This window comes from Kaistella jeonii (assembly GCF_000812865.1).
GTDB classification, from domain to species: Bacteria; Bacteroidota; Bacteroidia; order Flavobacteriales; family Weeksellaceae; genus Kaistella; species Kaistella jeonii.
Map to the genome: position 1 here is coordinate 1 of NZ_JSYL01000013.1, position 22,967 is coordinate 22,967.

The following is a 22,967-nucleotide window of genomic DNA, read 5'->3' on the forward strand; positions in this document are numbered from 1 at the left end:
TCAATTTAAAATCAGAAATAATTATGCAAAATCTTTTAATGGTTTTAAAACCAGAATATTAAGTAAAATAACAGCATTAACATTTATCCAACTTGTAAACGTATTTGTCTTTAAAAGAAATATGAACAATATTAAAATCTCAATAATTTAATAATGCACTACGGGTTAACATTATATTTAAATACTTACAATCATGAAAAAAACGATATTACTGGTTTTCCTTTTACTCTTGGGATTAGTAACGCTATTTATGAGCAGTTCGGTGATTTTCGACTGGTTCAGAATTCGCGAAAAAGAAGGCAATTATGTTCCCGGAATAGTTTGGGCAAATCTAGTTTGCGCGATCCTCTATTTGATTGCTGCTTATGGAATTTTAAAGAATCAAACCTGGGCAAAAATGCCTTTAATAATTTCCTTAATTATTTTAGTCCTCGCTTACATTGGATTATTTATTCACATCAATAATGGCGGATTATATGAAACAAAAACGATTGGAGCCATGGCTTTCAGAATCGGAGTAACCGCAATATTTTTATTTATAACAACAAAAATTTTAAAAAAATGAAAAAGATTATTTTGTCATCAATCTTAGGATTAGCAATTATTGTCTCTTGTGAGAAAAAACAAGATGAACAGGCAGAAAATAACAAAACTACAACGGAACAAAAAGTTTCTGATGACCACGCAACCGATAATCATGAAAAATTAGATGAACATAAAGAAGGCGTAAAACTGGAGTTAAATAATGGTGCAAAATGGACCATGAATGCAGAAATGAAACCCTTCATCAACGAAATGGAAATTCAGATTAATGCATACAAACCAGAAAATGGTGATTATAAAATGTTGGCTACCAATTTGAGTGCTACTAATGACAATTTATTAAAAAGCTGTACGATTAAAGGAACTCCACATGATGTACTTCACTCTTGGTTAATGCCGCACATGGAAGAAATTGACAAATTGAAAAAAGCGACCGACAGAGAAGAAGCGAATCATATCGTTAAAGAATTGAAAGAATCTATGGAAAAATACCATAAATATTTTGATTAAAAAATTTTAGAATAAACCTTCAGAAAATTCTGGAGGTTTATTCGTTTTTCTTCGCTTCTTCCCAAAGTTCATCCATTTTCTCTAAAGATAAATCTGCTAGTTTTAGGTTTTGATCTAAAGCCAAGTTTTCCATTTTCTGAAATCTTGTGATGAATTTATTATTGGTTCTTTCTAAAGCGGTGTCGGGATTTATGCCTGAAATTCTCGCATAATTAATGAGAGAGAAAAAGACATCGCCCAATTCCTGTTCTTTTTTATCTAAGTCGGTTTCTGCATGAAATTCTGCTAATTCTTCATCAACCTTTTTCCAGGCATCTTCGGCATTAGCAAATTCAAATCCAATTCCTTTCACTTTATCCTGAATTCGATACGCTTTTATTAAACTTGGAGTTCCTTTGGTAACACCAGAAAGCACCGATTTGTTACCTTCTTTCAACTTCAGTTTTTCCCAGTTCTGTTTTACTTCTTCTTCATCTTTCACCTCAACATCGCCATAAATGTGAGGATGACGGAAAATCAGTTTTTCATTTAAAGAATTAATGACGTCTGCAATATCAAAACTATTTTTCTCTGACCCGATTTTCGCATAAAAAACAAGATGCAGTAAAACATCACCCAACTCTTTTTTAATTTCCAGCAGATCATCCTTCAAAATCGCATCTGACAGTTCATAAACTTCCTCTAATGTTAACGGCCTCAAAGTTTCTAAAGTCTGCTTTTGATCCCACGGACATTTTTCCCGCAGATCATCCATAATATCTAGTAATCGGTTAAAAGCTTCGAGTTGTTCTTTTCTTGAATTCATGAGTTGTTTGTTGTTGAATGTTGAATGCAAATTTAATTCAGATAAAAAATTGGTATAAACAAAAAACTTTGTCAAAGATTTAAACTTTGACAAAGTAATAATATTAATAACAAAAGGAATTTATCCCATTTTTCTATGCGTACTTTTCGGCGCTGACTTCGCAGATGAAGTTGCAGCTTTTACTTTCGGTGTTGCTACTTTTTCCTTCTTCGCAGCAGGTTTCTTCGTATCAATTATTTCAGATTTGGACTCATTTTCCGCAGGTTCGGTCATTTCAGGCTCTGATTTCACAAAACTGTCTGGCGTAATATATCCCGCTTTGTGCAAAATATTATACCACTGCGCTAATTTTTTAATATCCGAAACATAAACTCTTTCGTTATCGTAGTCAGGCAGAGATTCTTTCATCAGATCACGCAATTCAGCATCAGTCGATTTATGAGAGATTGTTTCCTTGTACTCGGTATTTTTTGCTACATTTTCGAAAACATCAAACAAAGGAACTTCTTTGTCAAATGTAAACATAGCGATATTGTCGAGCAAACTTACTTGCGAAGTATTTCCGATGCTCACTTTTTTCTTGGTTAAAACATCTTCAATAATGAACCCATTTTTCAACTGCGAAATTAATTTGTAAAGACCCGGTTTTCCCGAAATCGAAATTATTTTTTCTAACTGCATATGTTTAATTTTTTATTTAAATTTTATCTAATATTCTATAATTCTCCTACTTCGGAAATCTCATTTTATAATTAACGGAAACGTCACCCTGAGAAATTTTGACCAACTTACCTTTGACCAATTTTTTCTTTAATGAACTTAAATGATCGGTAAACAAAATTCCTTCGATATGATCGTATTCGTGCTGAATAACTCTAGCTCGCATATCAGAAAAAGTTTCGGTATGTTTAACGAAATTTTCATCAAAATATTCAATTATAATTGTTTCCTGACGTTTTACATCTTCGCGAACATCGGGAATAGAAAGACAACCTTCATTAAATTTCCATTCTTCGCCAGACTCTTCAAGAATTTTTGCGTTGATAAGCACTTTTCGAAAATCCTTTAATTCTTCTGCAATATCTTCATAATCCTCGTCTTCTGCAAGTGGGGAAAGATCGACGATGAAAAGGCGAATATCTAAACCAATCTGCGGAGCTGCCAAACCAATGCCATGAGCAGACTCCATCGTTTCGAACATATTCGCGATCAAATCTTTTAATCCAGAATAATTTTTGTCAATTTCATGACAGTGTTTTCTTAAAACTGCATCTCCAAATGCACGTATCGGTAGTATCATTTCTGTTTCTGTTCTAAAAAATTTTGCAATATAATGGTTGCACTTACTTTATCAATCAAACCTTTTTCTTCTCGTTTTTTCTTGCTTTTTCCACTTTGTGAAATAAAGAAAGATGCCATTTTAGACGTAAATCGCTCATCAAAACGATGAATTAAAATGGTGGGAAATTCAATTCTAAATTTTTCTAAAAATTTTAAAATGTCATTCTCAACTTCATTAAGGTTTCCTTTCAAATCTGTGGGAAGTCCTACTACAACAGCTTCGACAGTATTTTCGCTCATATATTTTTTCAAAAAAGTAAAAATATTTTTATTTTCCACTGTTGGTAAACCGCTCGCAATAATTTGAAAATCATCAGTTGCTGCAATCCCGCAACGTGCTTTTCCGTAATCAATCGCAAGTATTTGTCCCATAATCTGCAAATTTAAGAAAATTTAGTTAACTGATTTTGACCCAAAGTGTAATTTTTTTACCCAACATCTAAAAATAATCTTTAATTTTAATTATTCAAAAAACTTCGCAGAATGAAAACACTAATTCTTGTTCGCCACGCCAAAAGTGATTGGCCCGAAAATACTGATGATTTCGACAGACCACTCGCTGAAAAAGGTCTTCACGATGCGAAGAAAATGTCACACTTTTTGAAAGCAAACAATATCATAATCGAAAAATTCTTGTCGAGTCCAGCTTTACGCGCTTTAAGTACATGCGAAATTTTTAATCAAGTTTATGAAATAGAAATCGAAACAGATCGGAAACTTTACAATGCTTCGGAAAAGAATTTTGAATCTGTAATTTTTGGTTTGAATGATGATCTGAATTCCGTTGCACTGTTTTCGCATAACAACGGCATTTCGAATTTTGCCAACTCCATGTCGGAAGATTTATTTATGTTCCCAACTTGCGGTGTAGCAGGATTTCAAATAGATTGCGATTCGTGGTCTGAATTTGAAAACGCCAAAAAGAAACCAATCTTTTTTTATGAACCGAAGAAGATCTAATTGTTTATTAAAACCTTGAAAAAAATTGATTTTAGGCTGAATGAAACAAAGTGGAACGAAGCATCTCTTTAACTTCGATATTATTCCTCCATCAGAATGACAAACTCAAGCAATGCATAAAAAAACCTCATCAAAGTGGATTTGATGAGGTTTTTCATTATTATTTAAAACAAACTAATTCTTTCTATGCAAATCTAAATCTCCAAAGTCAAAACTGAAATCAGTCACATCAGAGATCGGTTTTAATTTCATTCCTGTTGCTTTTCCGTTTTCATCTAAATTAAAATTCACGAAAGCATCGGCATCATAACTTCTGTCATCCCATTTTGCAATCATCACATTGGATGAATAAGGTAAAAGTTCACCTTTCAATCTCGGCGAATTTTTACACAAAATACGGAAAGTATTTCCTTCTTTTGAAATGGTAACCTCACCGAACCAAGGATCAGTGTAAGTTCCAACAATTTGGTCGTTTTGAATTTGGCAGTTTTTATCTTTTTTGAACGCGTCGGATTTTGCAAAAATTTCTTTCTTCCCTTTTTCGTAATCTGCATTTACTTTGGTCATTCTATCGCCATAGGTTTTGAGCCAGTCTTTTTGCGGCATTCCCAAATAAGAATCTTTTACGGTGTTCGTAATTGAACTGAAAGCTGCTCCACTTTGTTGATTAGTTAGAACAATAATTCCTAATTTCATGTCTGGAATTAATGTAAACTGTGTCACCGTTCCAATTAGTCCACCGGTATGATAAACTTGTTTGTGCCCTTTAACATCCGTTAAAAACCAACCTAATCCATAACCTCCGAAATTTGAATCGTAGGGATTTTTCAAAGCAACAGGCGTTGAAATTTGCAAGTTCCAAAGCTGTTGAATTTGTTTATCTGTCACCAATTTTTTACCATCTTTCGTTGTAAAGCCATTCATGAGGAATTCTGCCCAAGTTGACATATCTTTAATATTACTGAGAATTCCACCAGCTGCGTTTGCAGTTTCATTCCAGTCGTGCGGAACTGCGATCGCTTTTCCGTCAACCGGAGCGTGAGCATCGATAATATTAGAAGAATTAGCCGCTTTTGCGTGGCTGTAACTTCCGTAGCTGGAAGTCATTCCGACCGGTTTTAGAATTCTTTGTTCGATAAAATCTGCCCAACTTAATCCCGAAACTCTGTGAATTATTTCACCTGCCACGATAAACATAATGTTGTTATATTCTAAAGTCGTACGGAACGAATGATCTGGTTTTAAATATCTCACGTTGCGAATAATGTCGTTCACAGAAAGACTTCCACCTTCTGGAAAAAACATTAAATCTCCCTGTCCTAAACCAAGACCAGCGCGATGTGTAATCAAATCTTTGATAGTTATTTCCTGAGAAACATAAGCATCATTCATTTGAAATTCAGGAATATATTTAGAAACTTTATCGTCGAACTTTAATTTTCCTTCATCTGCTAACATTGCCAAAGCTGTTGCTGTAAAACCTTTTGAATTAGAAGCGATTCCGACCAAAGTTTCATCGGTCATTTTTTGATTCGTGGTCAAAGATCTTACTCCAAAACCTTTGGAGTAAATAACTTTTCCATCTTTTACAATTCCGACGGAAATTCCGGGAACATCGAAAGTTTTTAAAGTGTTTTGAATAAGTTCATCGAGTTTCTTTTCGTCGACTTGCGAAAAAGCGAAGAACGAAATAAGGATTAATAGGAATGATAGTTTTGCTTTCATTGTTTTAAACTGTTTTTTCAAAGGTAGAAATTTTTGAATTGTTTTTTTTAAATATTCATATCAAAAAAATTTAATCTACAAAAACACCAATTAGCCATACAAATAAATTTTAGTTATTATTTAATTTAAAAACCGATTTCAATTTTACAAAATTAGTCGCACCCCAACTTGAACGGAGCTCTTTTTGTAAAAGCACTATCGTTTCAAGACGAAACCGCCTCTACAAAAAAGCGGGAGTGGAAGGTGGAAAAGGGGCCCAAATAAAATAAAAAGTAGGCTTGCTGATTTAGGTTTTCAGTATTAAAATCTTAACTTTGTAATAAAGTAAAAAGTATGGAAACTAAGAAAGAATTTTTTCTGGAGTGTTACAAACTCGGCATCATTAAATTTGGAAGATTTACCCTGAAATCAGGGATTGAAAGTCCTTTTTATGTGGATTTACGTCCGCTTGCTTCCGACCCAAAAATTTTGAAATTACTCGCCAATTATCTGTTGGATATGCTTCCGCTGGATAATTTTGACTTGATTTGCGGCGTTCCTTATGCGGCTCTTCCCATGGCGACTGCAATGTCTTTGGAGAGTTATATTCCTTTAATCATCAAAAGAAAAGAAGCCAAACAGCATGGCACCAAAAAAATGATTGAAGGTATTTTCACAAAAGGTCAAAATTGTCTTTTGGTGGAAGATGTAATTACTTCCGGAGCTTCTTTGTTGGAAACGATTCCCGAAATTGAGAATGAAGGAATTACAGTTTCCGATATTGTGGTAGTTTTGGACAGACAACAAGGTGGAAAAGAGATTTTAGAGCATAACGGATTCCGTGTTCATACGCTTTTTACCATTTCTGAAGTTTGTAAAATGTTGAAAGAGGAAGGTCATTTAACCGATGATGAGGTGGAAAGAATCAACGATTTCCTTGCCGGAAACGTAGTGAGATTTGAAGAAGAAAAAAGACTTTCTTACGAAGCAAAATTAGACATCTGCGACCATTCTGTGGCTCAGAAATTATTGCAAATTGCGATTGAAAAAAAATCGAACTTAATTGTTTCAGCTGATGTAACTTCTACTCAAGAATTATTGGAACTTGCTGAAAAAGTTGGTCCACATATCGTAGCTCTGAAAACACACATTGATATTTTAATGGATTTTGATTCTGACGAAACCATTTTACCTTTAAAAGATTTAGCTACAAAATATAATTTCCTCTTAATGGAAGACCGCAAATTTGCCGACATCGGAAATACACAGGAATTACAGTTCTCTTACGGAACTTACAAAATTTCACAGTGGGCAGATCTGGTTACGGCGCAAGTTATTGCAGGTTATGAATCGCTCGACTGTTTTAGAAATGTTGGTGTTGTCGCTATTATAGGAATGTCTTCAAACGGAACTTTGACGGATGCGAATTACAGAGAAGAAGCCACGAAAATTGCTTTGTCTCATCCCAATGTTTTTGGCGGCGTCTCTCAAAATAAAATTCCAAACGAATTGCTTTTATTTACACCCGGAATTAATTTAGCCGATGCTGGCGACGGAAAAGGTCAACAGTACAATACACCGGAACATGCTTTCACCCAACTGGAAACCGATTTTATTATTGTAGGAAGAGGAATTTATAGATCTGATGACGCTGAGAAATCTGCATTGAGTTATAAGATTGCGGGTTGGAATGCTTATGAAGGAAGTTTGTAAACCAACTTAAAAACACATTAATTCTTGCAGATTGAGCAGATAAACTCAAAAAAATTGCTCAATCACTTGAACCTGCGTTAAATTTGAAATCTTCATTATTGTTTTATAATTCATTAAAATTTTGCGGTTCTCACCTCTTATAAATTTTTTAAATAAAATTAAGATTTGTCTAATTTAATTTTACTTTTTCTCTGTTTATTTCTGGGAATTTTTCTTAGAAAAACTAAACTCTTCCCGGAAAACGGTCATTTAGCGCTGAACTCTTTTGTTATCAACATTTCTCTTTCTGCCTTGTCACTTTATTACATTCCGAAAATCATCCTGAACTTTCAGGTGATTTTTCCCGTTATGGTTCCGTGGCTCAATATTTTTTTAGCCTTTCTATTTTTTACATTTTTAGGCAAGAAAATGAAATGGTCGAAAACATTGATCGGCGCCTTAATCATATGTGCAGGATTTGGAAACACTTCTTTTGTGGGCATTCCTTTCATTCAGTCTTTGTATGGCGAAAGTGGTTTAAAAACCGTAATGCTCGTCGATCAACCCGGTTCTTTTGTAGCATTATCAACCTTAGGAATTACGTTTGCTAATTTTTATTCTGGAGGAAAAAATTCGGTACCTGATATTCTGAAAAAGATTTTAAAATTCCCACCATTTATCGCCTTTTTAGTTGCTGTTTTATTAAATTTAATGAGCATTCAATTTCCGTTAGTAATTGATGATGTATTCGCAAAATTAGGAGCAACAACAGTTCCGCTCGCTTTGGTTTCTGTTGGAAGTCAACTCAAATGGCAAAAATTAGAAGAAGAACAAAAACCTCTATTTTGGGGACTTTTATTTAAACTCATTCTATTTCCCGCCGTAATTTTCGTCCTCTATTTTATTCTTCTGAAACAGAGAGGTGAAATGATTGAAATCGCTTTTTTAGAATCTGCGATGGCTCCGATGATCACTGCAGCAATTATCGCTTCGACCCATAAATTAGAACCGAAACTCTGTAATTTAATGATCGGCATCGGAATTCCACTTTCTCTTGTAACGCTTACTTTATGGTATTTGTTGATGAAATATTCAGGATTATTGATGATTTAAAAGCCACAAATTGATACAGACGATCTCTTCTTACCTTATATCAATGTTTAAAGATTTCAAGATTCGTATCTTTGATTTTACAAAATAAAAAAGTTATGAAAGTAGATATTTGGAGTGACATTCGTTGTCCGTTTTGTTATGTTGGAAAAAAGAATTTTGAAAAAGCTTTGGACCAATTTCCAGAAAAGGAAAACATCGAAGTGACTTGGCACAGTTTTCAACTTGATCCCGACATGAAAACGCAACCTGAAAAAAATTCTTTAGAATATTTTTCCGAGAGAAAAGGAGTTTCTGCAGAGCAGGCAAAAGGAATGTATGAACATGTTTACAAAGCGGGAAAAGATGCCGGGATCGAATTTAATTTTGACCATCAAAAAGTGGCAAATTCTTATCGTGGACATCTTCTCTTACAATTGGCAGCCTCGAAAAATTTAGCCAACGAAGCAGAAGAAGCTTTATTTAAAGCGCAATTAATCGAAGGAAAAAACATTGATGATGAAGCGACTTTAATTGAAATCGGTAAATCAATTTCTTTAAATGAAGAAGATATTAAAAACGCTTTAGTCTCCGATGAATTCGCAGCACAAGTTTCAAAAGATATGATGTTGGCTCAGCAAATGCGAATCAGCGGCGTTCCGTTTTTTGTGATTAACGATAAATATGGAGTTTCCGGCGCACAACCTTCACCAGTTTTTTCTGAAGTTTTGGAGAAATCCTGGGAAGAATTTTCTGCGGGAGATCAAGGTTTAAAAATTATTCACAGCGGAGAAAGTTGCGATGTTGATGGAAATTGTGATTAATGATCTCTAATTAAAATTTTAAAACTTCTGGAATTCATTTTCAGAAGTTTTCTTTTTTATAAATGGAATTGTAATTGCTTTATTCATCTTAAATAGAAATTATGAGCCGAGGATTTGTAAAAGAAGATGATCAGGAAGAAGTTCCTTTAGTTCCACCAAGAGCTGATTTGCCGGCAGGAACAGAAAATTTTGTCACCCAAAATGGAATGGATTCTTTGGTAGAAGAAAAAGAAAATTTATTACGAGACCAGGAAAATTTAGATTCGTCTCAGGAAAAAGAATATCGAATTTCTTTCAATCATATTAATGCTAAACTTCAGCTCTTAAATGAGAGAATTACCTCTGCAAAAATCATTGATCTGAAAAAACTTCCGCAAGATGAAATTCATTTTGGCGCAATGGTTACTTTTAAAAATATAACCAATAATTCAACCCAAACGTTTCAATTGGTTGGTGTTGATGAAGCCAATATTTCAAAAGGAAAAATATCTTTTACTACGCCTTTAGCTAAAGCTTTGTTGCATAAAAAAGTTGGGGAAAAGGCAATTTTAAAATTGGGAGAAAAGGAAAATATTTTTGAGATTTTAAAGATTGTTTATTAAATTAAAAAAAATCTTTATCAATTCATTTCCATCATCAACGAGAAAACATAATTCTAAACTGTTCTCTTACCTGTCAACAATTGCACAATCAAAATAATTCCGGAGAACACCAAACCAACCACCGAAACGCCGGTCCAGCTATAATAATTCCAGGCTAAAGAACCTAAACTTGTTCCTATCGCTCCACCGATAAAAAATCCTACCATATAAATCGTATTCACGCGGTTTCTGGCTTCGGTATTTCTGGAAAAAACAATATTCTGATTCGTAATATGAACAGATTGAACTCCTAGATCGATTAAAATCACTCCGATAATTAAGCCTATAACCGAGTGCGATGACACCAAAAAGATGATCCAGGAAAGAATAATAAGAACAGCGCCCAAAATAATTAATTTGCTTTTCTCGACGCGGTTATTCATTTTTCCAACGACCGTTGCGCCCAATGCTCCCGCAATTCCGAACAAACCAAAACCGCCCGCAACTGCACTTCCGTAACCGAAAGAATCTTGCATCAGGAAAACCAAGGTCGTCCAAAACGCGCTCAAACTTCCAAAAGCTAACGCTCCGCGCAAAGTTGCCAATCTCAAAGTCGGCTCTGTTTTAAAATAGAACCAGAGTGATTTCATCAGTTTCGCGTAACTCTCTCCAAATTTGGGTTGAATTAAAGGCAATTTTGCATTCAATAAAAAGAAAAGCAAAGTCATCAAACCTGCAGCACTAAAGAAAACACTGCGCCATCCGAAATATTCGCCGACTAATCCGCTCAAAACCCGACTTCCTAAAATCCCTATCAGTAAACCACTCATTACAATACCAATGGCTCTTCCGCGACCTTCATCGTCGCTTAGATGTGCAGCCATTGGAACAAATAATTGTGGAAGTGTAGAGGTAAAGCCGATCAGAAAACTGGTGACGATCAATAAAAAAATCGATTGTGATAAAGCTGCACCTAAAAGAGAAACTATCAAAATCAGAAAATCAATTTTTACAATTTTCATATTGCTGATCTTATCTCCCAACGGAATAATAAACAGCAAACCCAGTGCATAACCAATCTGCGTAGAAAGTGCCACATTACTGACTTGAGAATCTGTTACATTTAAACTCGAAGCAATATCGTGCAGTAAAGGTTGGTTATAATATAAGTTCGCAACTACCAAACCCGCGGAAATACTCAGCAGATAAAGAAGTGAATTTGGTAATTTATTTGGCATTTGGAGATCATTATGAAGACCGCCAAAATTAAAATTTTCCACAGAAAATAAACGACTTTAGCAATCGTATTATGTTATGATGTTCGATTTCAAAATCTATCATTTATTTTAGAGCAAGAAATCTTTTAATAGAAGTCGGAGTGAATATATATTTCGCAGTCACGGTTTTGGGTGCGTTCACATCCAGCTCATACCACGGTGATATATTTGAATTAAGCGGATTTCTTAAAACATGAATATCCTGCGCAGGCATAAAACTTTCAGCCAAAAGATAAAGTTTTTTCCCAGAACTGTTGATCGCAACTCCCACTATAATTACAGAATGACCCGGACTTCCCGGTTTTATTAGAAAATCACCGGTCTTGATCTGCGAATTTTGAAGAACGGAAACTGATTCTTTATTCAAAGAAATCGTTCCCGCATATCTAAAAATAATATTGAGATATTTTCGAAAATTTTCATAAGAATCATCAATTTTTCCTGTCTTATGAAAACTGACGCGATTATTTATTTCTTTGGTGCGAACTCCTTTTTTAAAATCATTCCAGGCGAAAAATTGACCACTCGTAAATTCGAAACCTATTTCTTCAAATCGTTTTTGAGACCACAGATATTCGGAGTACAAACGGATCCAGGCATCTGCACATTGCTGCAAATCTTTTTCACCAACATCAATTTTGAGAATGGCGACATGATTATTTTGTTTCTCAATCGGGACCGCATTATAGTTACGCACCGGAAAACTGGGCGGATAAAGGGGGAAATTAACCAAATATTCACTGAAGCTTCCGGGCGTTTCTTTTGCCCAGAAAAAACCTTTCGGCGGTGTAAATCGAGTACGGATCGTAGATTTACTTTCGTCAATGATCATGAGTTGAGTCGTCTCAATAACTTGAGAAAAAGCAATCTGGAAATTCAGAAACATCAACAAAAATAAAAATTGGTAAAATCGGATCAATATGAAATGTTTACTCAAAATTAACTCTATTTTTGAAATAAATTTAATTAATAATTGTTTAGATAAAACATCATTATATTTGATCTTGTTTAGAAAATGAAAAGATTATTGCTGGGGATTTTACTGATTATCAATTTTGTTGTGGTTTCTGCACAACAAGATTCTATTTACATTAATGCTAAAGTTTCCGGATCCAAAAAAGAGTTGACGGTAAATCAAGAAATCACTTATTACAACAATGGTTCAGCAGATCTTTCTCAGATCAAATTATTGAACTGGATCGCCGCTTACCAAAATAGAAATACAAAACTCGTAAAGCGACAATTGGAAGACCGAAAAAACGATCTGTATTTCGCGAAACCCAATGAACTCGGATCTTTAATAAATTTAGAAATTAAAATCGGAGAAAAAGCAATATCTGTAAACGACAGTTCAACGGAAAATATTTACATTCAACTTCCGAACAAGATAAAACCTGGAGAAAAAGTAGAAATTGCACTTCAATATATTTTGAAATTGCCTGATGAAAAATTTGCAGGTTATGGCAGCGACGGAAAAAAAATAACGCTGAAGTATTTTTTTCTTGTTCCAGACGGTTTTGAAAATCAGGAGCAAAGTCCAAAAAACTTTATGGATATTGAAGAAAACCAAAGTCCGAATGTTTACTGGAAAGTAATTTTAGATATTCCTGTGAACTACTATTCCCAAAGTAATTTAGCCGAAACCGCACCCAATTATTTTGAAGGAAAATTAAACATCGATCCCGAATTTGTGATCTCAGAAAATCATTTTACGACTATTTCTCCGAAAGTGGATGCAAAAAAAATTGATATTACTTTCGGATATCCTTTAACGGAAAGCGAAAAACAAAATCTGGAGTTCTATCTTCCATTACAACTTAATTTCATTAAAAGTAAGATTGGATTTCTACCTTCCAGGATTTTCATTAGTGAGAAATTCAGGAAAAACGAAAATTTCACAGGTTTGGAAGATCTTAAATTCTTAAAGTTCCGGTACCAGCTTTTTACAGAATCGCAAAGAAATGATCTCAATTATTTCAGCATTATTTCTAAAAACGTAGTCGAACAAGCGACTGTCTTCGAGAAAAAACAGGATCACTGGTTGATGAACGGTTTGAAAACTTATCTCGAAATTCAATACATTGAGCGTTATTATAAAAACGAAAAACTTCTGGGTCAATTACCGGAAAACATCAATATTTTTGGGTTCAAACCTTTAAAATTATTCTATGCTTCAAAGCTGAAACTTTCTGAAAGATATGGTCTGGCTTATCTCTATATCTTGACGAAAAATCTGGATCAGAAAATTGCAGAACCTTTTGAAGATTTGAGCAATTACAATGCAGCAGCAATCAGTCATCTGGAAATGGGAAGTTTATTTTCATTTGTCGCGGCAAAAATGGGACAGGAGAAATTTGATGATTTTGTCACCCAATATTTACGCAAAAATGCCCATCAACACATCGATAAGAAAAAGTTTTTAGATGAATTGACTTTAGCTTCAGGTTATTCGTCAGATTTCCTGGAAAACTTTCTTCAAAGAAAAAACCGAGTCAATTTTAAACTGAAAAGATTTAAGAAAATTGGTGATGAATTTCAGGTAAAAATCGCAAAAAACACTTCGCAACAGATTCCCTTTAAAATAGAAACGATTACTAAAACGGGAGAGAAAAAGGAATTCTGGTTTGATACCAACGATTCTAAAACCGATGTGATTTATACCATTCCTCAATCGAATGCTGCAAAAATCGTGGTTAACGACGAATATATTTTCCCGGAAAAAAACTTTCGGGACAATTATTTATACACAAAAGGCATCTACTCAAATACAAAAAAGATAAAATTGAAACTTTTCCAGGATATTCCAAATCCGGAATTCAATGAAATTTACCTGAATCCACGGTTGAGTTTCAATATCTATGACAAAGTTTTACTTGGACTCAATTTTAAAAACTCATCTTTATTTGAACGAAAATTTAATTATTCATTTACGCCCTATTTTAGTTCAGGAACAGGACAAATGACCGGTTCGGGAGCAATCTCCTACTCTTTTCAACCTGCCGAAAGCTTCTTCCGAACTTTAGATATTGGTGTTTCTGGCTCCTACTTTCACTACGATTATGATTTATCTTACCGCAAATTTGGCATTTTTGCCAACATCAATTTCGCCAAAAATCCGAGGAGTGATATTGGTAGAAGTTTGGGTGTTTCTTACAATTTTTATGATAAAGATCTGAATCCAATGATGATTGCACAAAACGAATACCAAAAATATAACATGTGGAGCATTGGTTACGGCTACTCGGATCGACAGTTGATTCACGAAAAGTATGCAAGTGCAAATCTGCAGTTTATGGAGGATTTTCAGAAAATTTCGGGTGAAGCTTTTTACCGCTGGGAATATGCAAAAGATAAAAAATTGAGTTTGCGGTTTTTCGGTGGCTATTTTCTGACCAATAAAACAAAAAATAATCTTTTCGATTACGGGATCTCAAAAGTTTCCAATTACTCTTTTTCTTACGGACTTTTAGGACAAAGTGCAACAACGGGATTGCTTTCCCAGCAGTTAATTTTGGCAGAAGGTGGCTATAAATCTTATGTTGGAAATACGGCAAATCAGTGGATCACTTCCATCAATCTGGACTCTCATGTTTGGCGCTGGTTTAATCTTTATGCTGATGCGGGAGTTTACAAAAGCAAATCTCATGATCCACAATTTATTTGGGATTCCGGCGTGAAAGTAAAAGTTATCCCCGATTTTCTGGAGGTTTATTTCCCCATACAAAGTTCATTAGGTTTCGAACCTTCCTTTAAAGATTACGGGCAAAGAATTCGTTTTACTTTGGTTTTAAATTTTAGTGCAATTACCAACTATTTAAGTAGAGGATGGTTTTAAAGCTAGAAGATGGGAGTTGGGAGCTACTTAATATAAAAAAAGCCGCTTAAAAAAGCGGCTTCATATTGATAAGAGATGATCTTATTTTTTCATTACTTTTCTGCTCACTTTCGCAGAACCATTGTCAACAGTTACAATATAAATTCCTTTAGTTAAAGAAGAAGTATTGATTTTGTCTCCGCTGTTAATTCTGTTTGAAGAGATTAATTTACCATCTGCAGAAATAATGTTTACCGTTGCTCTTCCTGGAAGAGTTACTAGCAATTCATTTCCTACAACAGTATTCATTTTCACCTCACTGTCGTAGCTTTTTACATCAGTTACAGCCATTGTAGCTTTATCTTGAAAAAGAACATCGTCTACATAAACAACACCACCGTTATTGGTTGCGCTTTCACTGTAAACTCTAAATCCTGGTCTCGCCACCGTTGCTCCTGCAGTAGGCATCGCTTCAGCAGTAAAGAAAGTCCATGCTGGTGAATCAACAGAAAAATCTGCTGCTTGAAGTGGGTTGCTTCCTAAATCAGCAGTATTTCTAAACTGATTCCAATACTTAAATTTTGCATTTGGAGTATTGTCTAAATACCATCCAGAAAATACGTATGTTTTTGATACATCGATAGTAATATCTGGAGTAGGATTAACAGACTTGTTACCAGTTGCAGCTGTTGGAGCAGTGATTCCAATAGCGAAGTTACCCGAATGTGCATTTGCACCAGTTCCTTGAACGACAGTAATTCCTGTCACGAAATAGCCATCAGGAGCACCTGCTGTCCAACTTTCGAATCCTGGATTAGGAATTAAATTTTGAGCGCTCATAAGAGCCACTGCAGAAACACCTAAAATTGTAAAGATTTTTTTCATTGTATTAAAATTTAAATTTGTTATAAATTTGGGATTGTAAATTTACGCAATTTTTGACATAAATATCGGATAACCAAGTATATTTAAAAAATATAAAAAAAGGAAGCCTATTTAACTAAAAATAACCTTCCTTTCATATAATTAAATCAAAAGATTATTTTTTAATAATTTTTTGAGAAACCACTTTTCCGTTTACATTACCTGTAACGATATAGGTTCCTTTTGTTAAAGTTGAAACATCTAAAGTTGTATTTTCATTTACAGAAGCAGTTTTTACAACCTGTCCGTTCATGTTTACAACCTGCACGTTTCCTTTTGAAGAGAAAATAATTGAATTACCAACTACAGTATTTTTTACCAAGTTTGCTTTGGTAGCGTTTACATCACCTACTGCCATTACTGGTTTAACTCTATAAGTTACTGTAAAAGATGGAATACGCAATTGAGTATTACTTGTTCCTGTTGCCAGTACATTTTTGAAAGATAAAGAAGTACCAGCAGTTAAGCCTTCAACATTATAAACCGAACCTGTTAATGGCATTGCTACAGATGTTCCAGCGTCAACACTATAATTTACTGGCGGAGCAAAAGCTGCTGTAGTCGCTGTAAAAGTTAAGCCTGTTATCTCATATCCAGAGGCAACTGAAATAGTAACTGAATTACCGTCTCCCGTAGTTCTGTCAGAGTAGATTCTTACTGCTGCAGGTGTTGCAGAATAAAAAGTTGGTGACTGTGCTGAAGTTCCTTTTGCAGTAACAAAAGATAAATTTGAATCAATGGTTCCTCCAACTACTTCAGTAGCATTTGTACCTGAAAAAGTGTAAGTAACCGTCGTTTGAGCGTTAACACTTGCAGCTACAATGACAGCTGCGAATAAAGAATAAAGTTTTTTCATAATAGAAATTTTAAATAATTAATAATTTATAGTGCAAAAATACAACCTTTTTTACTAATATCATAATGATAACATTAACTAATTGTTAAATGTTTAAAAATACTTTTAAATATACTTTTTCGTTATTTTTACAGACTCTTTTAAAACAGATTTGGCGAGAAAAATATATTTTTTAGTCTTCATTATTTCAGCATTAAATTTATTTACTGCGCAGATTTTTTCGTGGAAAAACCCCAATATTCCCGCCGATTCCACAAAAAAGGATTCTATTCTTGCTGCCCGTATTGATAGAGATGTATTTTCTAAAGACACGCTGGATTTTATTAAAACTCAAAATAAAATTATTGTCGATGAAGGGGTTTTGGTGAAAAATCCGCGATCTAAGATCTTGGGTGATCTTAATTCTAAAGGTTCCATCATTCGCGGAATTACCTTTGGAAATAATCAGGGTCAAAGTGTTCAAAGTTCAATGGACTTACAAATCTCAGGCAAGCTTTCAAATGACGTTTCTGTGTTGGCTTCAATTTCAGATCATAATTTGCCTATCCAAGCAGATGGCTATACACAGACATTAGAAGAATTCGATAAAATTTACCTTCAGCTAAATATTAAGGATCGCTCCATTCTTCGCGCGGGACACCTGGATCTATTGGACGACAGAACTTATTTCGGCAGGTATCAACGGCGAAGTATGGGTTTACAATTTCAAACCAATTTCGGAACTGAAAAGAAAACATATGTAGATATTTCCGCGGGAGTTGCCCGCAGCGAATTTCACAGAATTCGTTTCCAGGGAATCGAAGGCAATCAGGGACCTTATCGACTGAGCGGTAAAAATGGCGAACAGTTCATCACCATTATTTCAGGTTCTGAACAGGTTTTTATTGATGGGATTTTAATGAAACGCGGTGAAAATCAAGATTACGTTATTAATTATAATACAGGAGAAATTACTTTTACGAGTTTCCGGCCGATCTTCAAACAGAACTTCATTACGATCTCCTACAATTATGCGAATCGAAACTATACCAGATTTCTCGTTACGGGAGGAATTCAGCATGAAAGAGAAAAAATGAAATTCGGTTTTAACTGGTTTCTGGAAAATGACAATAAAAACGCGCCACTTTCTTTAAATCTAAGCAAAGAAGACGAGCAAATTCTTGCCAGTGCAGGAAACAATCCCGAGCTCATGTACGCACCATCCGGAACGGTTACAGAATTCGATGTGAATAAAATTTTGTATCAACTTATTACAAATCCCAGCGGAAATTATTACGAATTCTCCAGCGATAAAGCACAAACTTTGTATCAGGTTGCTTTTACTTATTTCGGTCAGAATTTGGGCGATTATCAAGTTAAACAAACAACAAATAATGGTCGGGTGTTTCAGTATGTCGGTAATAATATGGGAGATTACCGGGCAGTTCGAAAATTACCCGCTCCGCAAAAAACGCAGGTCTTTTCTGCGAATTCTGAATTCTTATTGAAAGATGGAAAAATTGGTGCTGATTTTTCTTTGAGTAATTATGATGTGAATCTGTTTTCTTCTAAAGATTCCAACCAAAATATCGGTTATGCGGGAAGAGTTTTTGGAAATAAAACATTTACCAAAAACAATTGGAAAGGGACGCCTAGCTTTGAATTTCAGCATATCGATTCGCAATTTCATATCCTGGACCGAATTAATGATGTCGAATTTTCCCGGGATTTTAATCTGGTTCAGGAGTTTAATCAGATTACCCAAAACCGATTGATCTTTAGTTTTTTAAACAACTGGAAAAACCGTTCTTTCCTTAATTATAAGATCAATTATTTAGACGAAAAAAACTCTTACAAAGGAATTAAAAATGATCTCGATTTTGGCTTTCTCACGGGGCGATTCAGCACGAAAGGAAATTTTTCTTACCTCGACACCAAAGCGACTTTTCAAAACACAAAATTTGTAAGAAGCGGCGTTATTTCTGAATACACGACCAAAAAAGGAAGTTGGGGAATTGGCGGAAATTTGGAGCATAATGTAAAAACTTTCAATGAAACACAGCAACTCGATGTGAGCAGCTTCAGTTGGAAAGAAGTATTTCTTCAGAAAAAAGTTGGTGATTCGACAAGAACAAAATTATTGGCTAAAGTTTATTTCCGGCAAAATGATTCTGTTCGAAACAACGCCTTAGAAAACATGAATCATATTTTGGGAATCATGGTTGAAAGTCAAATCATTAAAACTGAAAAAACCACGTTGAATGCTCTAATTCATTACCGTAAATTTTCTTATCAAAACCAGGATGTTTCCGCGAAATTTAATCAGGATTTTGTGGTGGGAAATATTTTATACAACCAGCAATTATTCAGAAACGGGATGCGTTTGCAGGCATTTTATGAACTTGGAAATGGTCAGGAAGCGCAGCGTGAATTTCAATATATAAAGGTTACTGACGGTCAGGGAATTTACAAATGGACTGACTATAACGGCGATGGAATTCAGCAACTCGATGAATTTGAGATCGCAGAATACGTAGATTTAGCGAAATATATAAGAGTTTATACGAACACGGTGAAATATATTCCTTCCAATAAAAATAAATTACAACTGGCTTTATTTGTGAATCCATCGGTTGTTTTCAACTCCGAAAATAAATTTCTGAAACGCTGGAATTTTAATATTTCCCTGAATTCTCAAAATTCATTCTACAAAAAAGATCAGGTTCTTGTTTTGAATCCTTTTGAAAAAAATAAAGATCAAATTCTGAAAAACCAAAATCTGCTTGCTTCCGCACAATTTAATCCGACCGACAAATCTGGTTGGAACGGGAATTATCGGTTCATCGCGAATGATAATTTGATCAACGCCAATTTTAGTAATGAAGAGAGATCGCAAACATCTAATTTTCTGAACGTAGGTTACTGGTTTAATAAAGATTTCCGCATCGACTGGGAAAATTCAGTTCATCAGATCCAAAACGCTTCTCAACTTTTTAAATCCCGGGATTATATTCTGAATAATTTTGAAACGAAACCAAAAGCAACTTATAAATTTACAGAAATGCTGCAGGCAGAATTTTCTTCAGCCTTGCGACAAAAAGTGCGGAAAGATGGTGAAGAACTTTTGAAAACTCTTGATTTAACGGGAAGTTTACAGTGGGACTGGAAGAAAACGTCGCTTCGTGGGAATTTCTCTTTCATCAATAATGATTTCACTGGAAATAATTTCTCGATCGTGGGCAATCAAATGCTTGATGGTTTAAAGCCTGGAAAAAATCAGGTTTGGTCTGTATTTCTGCAACAATCTGTGAATTCTTTTATCCAGCTCAATGTTAATTATGAAGGCAGAAATTCGGGAGAAAGAACAATTCACATTGGATCAATGCAGGTTAAAGCTAGTTTTTAATAGCTCTTAAAAATGGTAAGTTTTGGCTAAAGCCATTGATATTTATATTGAAAAGCGGGCTAAAGCCCGCTCCTATTGATTCTTCCAAATTGAATCTTATAATTCATAGCTTATTTTTAATGACCCCGCTTTTAATTGCTTTTCCAAATCTTCATAAATAATATACTTCGCTCTGATCTTCTGGAACTTTTCCAAATCGCTTTTCCATGAATTTTTTATTTCACCTGCAGATTTTCCCGCAACGATCTGCTTTCTCAATTCGTCACTTCCAACTAATTTATCGAAGAACAGATTTTTTAAAAAGAAATCTTGGGTTGGATTTTTATAGTTTTTATAAGCTTTCAGCAACCAGTCAATATTGAGTTCCCTTAGATCTAAATTCTTTTCCGAAAGATTTTCGCCATAACATAATTTGCCGTTCAAGAAAGGATCTTTCGCACCATAATTTGGTTTAGGAGTAAATTGATAGGGCAGATCTTTCGTCCAGGGACTGCCATAAATTTGGAAAGGTAAATCGGTCCCACGTCCCACGGAGACTTGCGTTCCTTCAAAAAAACACAAACTTGGATAGAGATTAATGGCTTTATCATTGGGCAGATTTGGGGACGGCGCTGCAGAAACTCCATAACGCTGCTTTTTATGATAATTCTGCATTGGGATCAAGGTATATTTTGCCTGAACACCATTTTTTAACCACTTTTCACCATTTATCATTTTTCCATATTCACCGATTGTTAATCCATAAATGACAGGAATTTGATGCATACCGATAAAACTTTTCCATTGATCTTTCAAAACTGGTCCATCAATATAACCATCTTGCGGATTCGGACGATCCAAAACAATAATTTCTACATTGTTTTCAGCGCCGGCTTCCATGACATAAGTTAAAGTGGAGATGTACGTGTAAAATCTCACACCAACATCTTGAATATCGAAAAGAATAATATCGATCCCTTTCAACTGTTCCGGTTTCGGTTTTTTATTGTCGCCATAAAGAGAAATAATTGGAATTCCTGTTTTGGTATCTACTCCATTTTTCACGTGTTCACCGGCGTCTGCGTCACCACGAAATCCATGTTCAGGCGCAAAAATAGTTTTGATCTTAATATTGTTTTTTACCAGAAAATCGACGAGAAAAGTTTTGTCTTGCAAAATTCCTGTTTGATTGGTAACGATCGCAATCGTTTTATTCTGAAGCAAATTAAGATACAATTCTGATCGGTCGGCGCCGGTTTTGAAACAGTTTTTTCCTATATTCTGCGCTGAACTCATTTGGCAAAAACCAAAATAAATTAGCACAACTAGAAGTAAATCTTTAATTTTGAGCATTAAATTCATCCGCTTGAAATTTCCGTTATATTTTTCCAAAAAAATTGCTTTTTCCAAAGATAATAAAAATAATCTGTCACGGATTATCGTATTTATTGGTCGCCTTTCTGTAGCGCTTGGCGTCATCGTTTCGCTTATCACCGTTTCTACAGGATTGGGTTCTAAGAAAGCCATCAAAGAAAGAATGGCTGATTTTTCTGGACATATTTCGATCAAATCAAAGCAGTCGAATAATTCTTATAATTCCTCGGTCCTCAATACAGATGGTTTTCAACTGAAAAAAATAAAAGCGCTTCCCGATGTTGCTTCTACGCAGAGCTATGTTTCTGTGAGCGGTATTTTGCGCAATGAACATAATTTTGCCGGAATTATTTTTAAAGGAGTGGGCAAAGATTTCGATTCTGCAAGATTCAGGAAATTTATAATCGCGGGAAAAGCTCCTGTTGTTACAGAAAAAGGGTATAATAACGGTATCTGTATTTCTCAAAAAATCGCAAATGATCTCCATCTAAAAGTAAAAGACAGTATTGTAGCGATTTTTTCCAAAGAGAATCAAAGTCCGCTTTACAGAAAATTTGAAGTTGTTGGAATTTATAAAACCGATATCAAAATGATTGATGATCTCTTTATTATAGGAGGAATTAATCATGCCCGAAAAATTCAAGGAATGAAAAACACTGAAATAGGTGGTGTTGATGTATTTCTAAAAAATATTAATTATATCGATGAAGATGCCCCCAAAATTGATCAACTTGCCGGTTACAAAAATTACACGATAAAAGCCACAGATGAATATCCTCAAATCATGGATTTTATCGCTATTTTTGATACCAATATTGCATTGATCATTATCATTATGATGGTCGTGGTCATCATTAATATTGTGATGGTACTTTTAATTTTAATTATTGAAAGAACGAATTCTATTGGAATGTTGAAGACTTTAGGGGCGAGCAATGGTCAGATCCGCGCAATCTTTATCAATTATACTTTAATGATTATGATTCCTGGACTGGTTTTCGGAAATCTTATTGGACTTGGTTTTCTGCTGCTCCAGAAATATCTCGGCATCATTAAATTAAATCCCGAAAATTATTATCTGAGTGTTGTTCCGGTCGATCTGAATATCTTTTACATTCTCGCCATTTCTTTGGGAATCCTTTTGGTTTCGGGTATTTCACTTATTTTACCAAGTTATTTGATCAGTAAGATCTCTCCTGTCAAAGCCATCAAATACAATTAACTTTTAAAATTATATCTTTGCAAATTCGTAAATATATCAATAAATATTACGATATCTTCAATCCCATCAATAACAAAATTATTCTAT

Annotated in this window: 20 protein-coding genes and 1 pseudogene; 11 read left to right on the top strand and 10 right to left on the bottom strand. The window is 34.6% G+C overall.

Annotated elements, in window-relative coordinates; genetic code table 11:
• The 3 genes and pseudogenes from OA86_RS16045 to OA86_RS13295 all read left to right on the top strand — a co-directional run.
• A pseudogene (locus OA86_RS16045) lies at positions 1-151 on the top strand (IS982 family transposase); the annotation flags it as partial.
• 42 nt (positions 152-193) lie between these two features.
• Positions 194-565 carry a hypothetical protein gene (locus OA86_RS13290; protein ID WP_039354278.1) on the top strand — a complete coding sequence of 124 codons (372 nt, stop codon included), beginning with the start codon at positions 194-196 and terminating at the stop codon, positions 563-565.
• Complete coding sequence (locus tag OA86_RS13295; RefSeq protein ID WP_052257529.1) at positions 562-1,053, top strand: hypothetical protein; 492 nt, start codon at positions 562-564, stop codon at positions 1,051-1,053. The genes OA86_RS13290 and OA86_RS13295 overlap by 4 nt, the downstream gene beginning before the upstream one ends.
• A gap of 37 nt (positions 1,054-1,090) precedes the next feature.
• On the opposite strand, the gene mazG is transcribed toward OA86_RS13295, so the two are convergent.
• The 4 genes from mazG to ruvX all read right to left on the bottom strand — a co-directional run bounded on the left by mazG (position 1,091) and on the right by ruvX (position 3,571).
• Positions 1,091-1,858, bottom strand: a complete 768-nt coding sequence (gene mazG / locus OA86_RS13300) for a nucleoside triphosphate pyrophosphohydrolase (protein ID WP_039354280.1) — start codon at positions 1,856-1,858, stop codon at positions 1,091-1,093.
• Positions 1,859-1,978: 120 nt separating this feature from the next.
• Positions 1,979-2,539, bottom strand: coding sequence for a DUF5606 family protein (locus tag OA86_RS13305; protein ID WP_039354282.1), 561 nt, complete (start codon positions 2,537-2,539; stop codon positions 1,979-1,981).
• A 46-nt stretch (positions 2,540-2,585) separates the two neighbouring features.
• On the bottom strand, positions 2,586-3,158 hold the full coding sequence (gene def, locus OA86_RS13310) for a peptide deformylase (protein WP_039354285.1): 573 nt from the start codon (positions 3,156-3,158) through the stop codon (positions 2,586-2,588).
• A complete protein-coding gene (ruvX, locus tag OA86_RS13315; RefSeq protein WP_039354287.1) occupies positions 3,155-3,571 on the bottom strand; it encodes a Holliday junction resolvase RuvX in 417 nt (138 codons plus the stop codon). Before ruvX ends, def begins: the two co-directional genes overlap by 4 nt.
• Before the next feature lie 111 nt (positions 3,572-3,682).
• On the opposite strand from ruvX, the gene OA86_RS13320 reads away from it, so the two are divergent.
• Positions 3,683-4,159: a SixA phosphatase family protein gene (locus OA86_RS13320; RefSeq protein ID WP_039354289.1), complete on the top strand. Its 477-nt coding sequence runs from the start codon at positions 3,683-3,685 to the stop codon at positions 4,157-4,159.
• Between the two features lie 174 nt (positions 4,160-4,333).
• Here the strand turns inward: OA86_RS13320 and OA86_RS13325 are convergent, their stop codons facing one another.
• The gene (locus OA86_RS13325) at positions 4,334-5,884 is read right to left on the bottom strand and encodes a serine hydrolase (RefSeq protein ID WP_039354291.1); all 1,551 of its coding nucleotides are present in this window, start codon (positions 5,882-5,884) and stop codon (positions 4,334-4,336) included.
• 333 nt (positions 5,885-6,217) lie between these two features.
• On the opposite strand from OA86_RS13325, the gene pyrF reads away from it, so the two are divergent.
• From pyrF to OA86_RS13345, 4 genes are all read left to right on the top strand, one after another.
• Positions 6,218-7,576: an orotidine-5'-phosphate decarboxylase gene (gene pyrF, locus OA86_RS13330; protein ID WP_039354293.1), complete on the top strand. Its 1,359-nt coding sequence runs from the start codon at positions 6,218-6,220 to the stop codon at positions 7,574-7,576.
• 165 nt (positions 7,577-7,741) lie between these two features.
• A complete protein-coding gene (locus tag OA86_RS13335; protein WP_039354295.1) occupies positions 7,742-8,668 on the top strand; it encodes an AEC family transporter in 927 nt (308 codons plus the stop codon).
• 95 nt (positions 8,669-8,763) lie between these two features.
• Positions 8,764-9,468, top strand: coding sequence for a DsbA family oxidoreductase (locus OA86_RS13340; RefSeq protein WP_039354372.1), 705 nt, complete (start codon positions 8,764-8,766; stop codon positions 9,466-9,468).
• Between the two features lie 101 nt (positions 9,469-9,569).
• Positions 9,570-10,070 (top strand): GreA/GreB family elongation factor, encoded by a 501-nt coding sequence (locus tag OA86_RS13345; RefSeq protein ID WP_039354297.1) that lies wholly within the window; start codon positions 9,570-9,572, stop codon positions 10,068-10,070.
• A gap of 53 nt (positions 10,071-10,123) precedes the next feature.
• Here the strand turns inward: OA86_RS13345 and OA86_RS13350 are convergent, their stop codons facing one another.
• Both OA86_RS13350 and OA86_RS13355 read right to left on the bottom strand, forming a co-directional pair.
• On the bottom strand, positions 10,124-11,287 hold the full coding sequence (locus tag OA86_RS13350; RefSeq protein WP_039354373.1) for an MFS transporter: 1,164 nt from the start codon (positions 11,285-11,287) through the stop codon (positions 10,124-10,126).
• Between the two features lie 103 nt (positions 11,288-11,390).
• Positions 11,391-12,212, bottom strand: a complete 822-nt coding sequence (locus OA86_RS13355; protein WP_246008069.1) for a DUF4846 domain-containing protein — start codon at positions 12,210-12,212, stop codon at positions 11,391-11,393.
• A 129-nt stretch (positions 12,213-12,341) separates the two neighbouring features.
• On the opposite strand from OA86_RS13355, the gene OA86_RS13360 reads away from it, so the two are divergent.
• Entirely contained in the window at positions 12,342-15,161 is a 2,820-nt protein-coding gene (locus OA86_RS13360) for a gluzincin family metallopeptidase (protein WP_039354301.1), read from the top strand.
• Between the two features lie 81 nt (positions 15,162-15,242).
• Here the strand turns inward: OA86_RS13360 and OA86_RS13365 are convergent, their stop codons facing one another.
• Positions 15,243-16,025, bottom strand: a complete 783-nt coding sequence (locus OA86_RS13365; RefSeq protein ID WP_039354303.1) for a T9SS type A sorting domain-containing protein — start codon at positions 16,023-16,025, stop codon at positions 15,243-15,245.
• A 154-nt stretch (positions 16,026-16,179) separates the two neighbouring features.
• The gene (locus OA86_RS15420; RefSeq protein WP_052257531.1) at positions 16,180-16,920 is read right to left on the bottom strand and encodes a T9SS type A sorting domain-containing protein; all 741 of its coding nucleotides are present in this window, start codon (positions 16,918-16,920) and stop codon (positions 16,180-16,182) included.
• A gap of 151 nt (positions 16,921-17,071) precedes the next feature.
• On the opposite strand from OA86_RS15420, the gene OA86_RS13375 reads away from it, so the two are divergent.
• Positions 17,072-20,305 carry a DUF8818 domain-containing protein gene (locus OA86_RS13375; protein WP_246008070.1) on the top strand — a complete coding sequence of 1,078 codons (3,234 nt, stop codon included), beginning with the start codon at positions 17,072-17,074 and terminating at the stop codon, positions 20,303-20,305.
• Positions 20,306-20,401: 96 nt separating this feature from the next.
• Here the strand turns inward: OA86_RS13375 and OA86_RS13380 are convergent, their stop codons facing one another.
• Complete coding sequence (locus OA86_RS13380; protein WP_052257535.1) at positions 20,402-21,646, bottom strand: exo-beta-N-acetylmuramidase NamZ family protein; 1,245 nt, start codon at positions 21,644-21,646, stop codon at positions 20,402-20,404.
• A gap of 4 nt (positions 21,647-21,650) precedes the next feature.
• Here OA86_RS13380 and OA86_RS13385 point away from each other — a divergent pair, with 4 nt between their 5' ends.
• Complete coding sequence (locus OA86_RS13385) at positions 21,651-22,880, top strand: ABC transporter permease (RefSeq protein ID WP_039354304.1); 1,230 nt, start codon at positions 21,651-21,653, stop codon at positions 22,878-22,880.
• The last annotated feature ends 87 nt before the right edge of the window (positions 22,881-22,967 follow it).

Bases quoted from the DNA above. Each gene is read 5' to 3' on its own strand.
- OA86_RS13345 (WP_039354297.1), top strand. From the start codon at position 9,570: ATGAGCCGAGGATTTGTAAAAGAAGATGATCAGGAAGAAGTTCCTTTA.
- OA86_RS13325 (WP_039354291.1), bottom strand. From the start codon at position 5,884: ATGAAAGCAAAACTATCATTCCTATTAATCCTTATTTCGTTCTTCGCT.
- OA86_RS13340 (WP_039354372.1), top strand. From the start codon at position 8,764: ATGAAAGTAGATATTTGGAGTGACATTCGTTGTCCGTTTTGTTATGTT.
- OA86_RS13360 (WP_039354301.1), top strand. From the start codon at position 12,342: ATGAAAAGATTATTGCTGGGGATTTTACTGATTATCAATTTTGTTGTG.
- OA86_RS15420 (WP_052257531.1), bottom strand. From the start codon at position 16,920: ATGAAAAAACTTTATTCTTTATTCGCAGCTGTCATTGTAGCTGCAAGT.
- OA86_RS13305 (WP_039354282.1), bottom strand. From the start codon at position 2,539: ATGCAGTTAGAAAAAATAATTTCGATTTCGGGAAAACCGGGTCTTTAC.
- mazG (WP_039354280.1), bottom strand. From the start codon at position 1,858: ATGAATTCAAGAAAAGAACAACTCGAAGCTTTTAACCGATTACTAGAT.
- pyrF (WP_039354293.1), top strand. From the start codon at position 6,218: ATGGAAACTAAGAAAGAATTTTTTCTGGAGTGTTACAAACTCGGCATC.
- OA86_RS13365 (WP_039354303.1), bottom strand. From the start codon at position 16,025: ATGAAAAAAATCTTTACAATTTTAGGTGTTTCTGCAGTGGCTCTTATG.
- OA86_RS13355 (WP_246008069.1), bottom strand. From the start codon at position 12,212: ATGTTTCTGAATTTCCAGATTGCTTTTTCTCAAGTTATTGAGACGACT.
- OA86_RS13295 (WP_052257529.1), top strand. From the start codon at position 562: ATGAAAAAGATTATTTTGTCATCAATCTTAGGATTAGCAATTATTGTC.
- OA86_RS13320 (WP_039354289.1), top strand. From the start codon at position 3,683: ATGAAAACACTAATTCTTGTTCGCCACGCCAAAAGTGATTGGCCCGAA.
- OA86_RS13380 (WP_052257535.1), bottom strand. From the start codon at position 21,646: ATGAATTTAATGCTCAAAATTAAAGATTTACTTCTAGTTGTGCTAATT.
- def (WP_039354285.1), bottom strand. From the start codon at position 3,158: ATGATACTACCGATACGTGCATTTGGAGATGCAGTTTTAAGAAAACAC.
- OA86_RS13350 (WP_039354373.1), bottom strand. From the start codon at position 11,287: ATGCCAAATAAATTACCAAATTCACTTCTTTATCTGCTGAGTATTTCC.
- OA86_RS13290 (WP_039354278.1), top strand. From the start codon at position 194: ATGAAAAAAACGATATTACTGGTTTTCCTTTTACTCTTGGGATTAGTA.
- ruvX (WP_039354287.1), bottom strand. From the start codon at position 3,571: ATGGGACAAATACTTGCGATTGATTACGGAAAAGCACGTTGCGGGATT.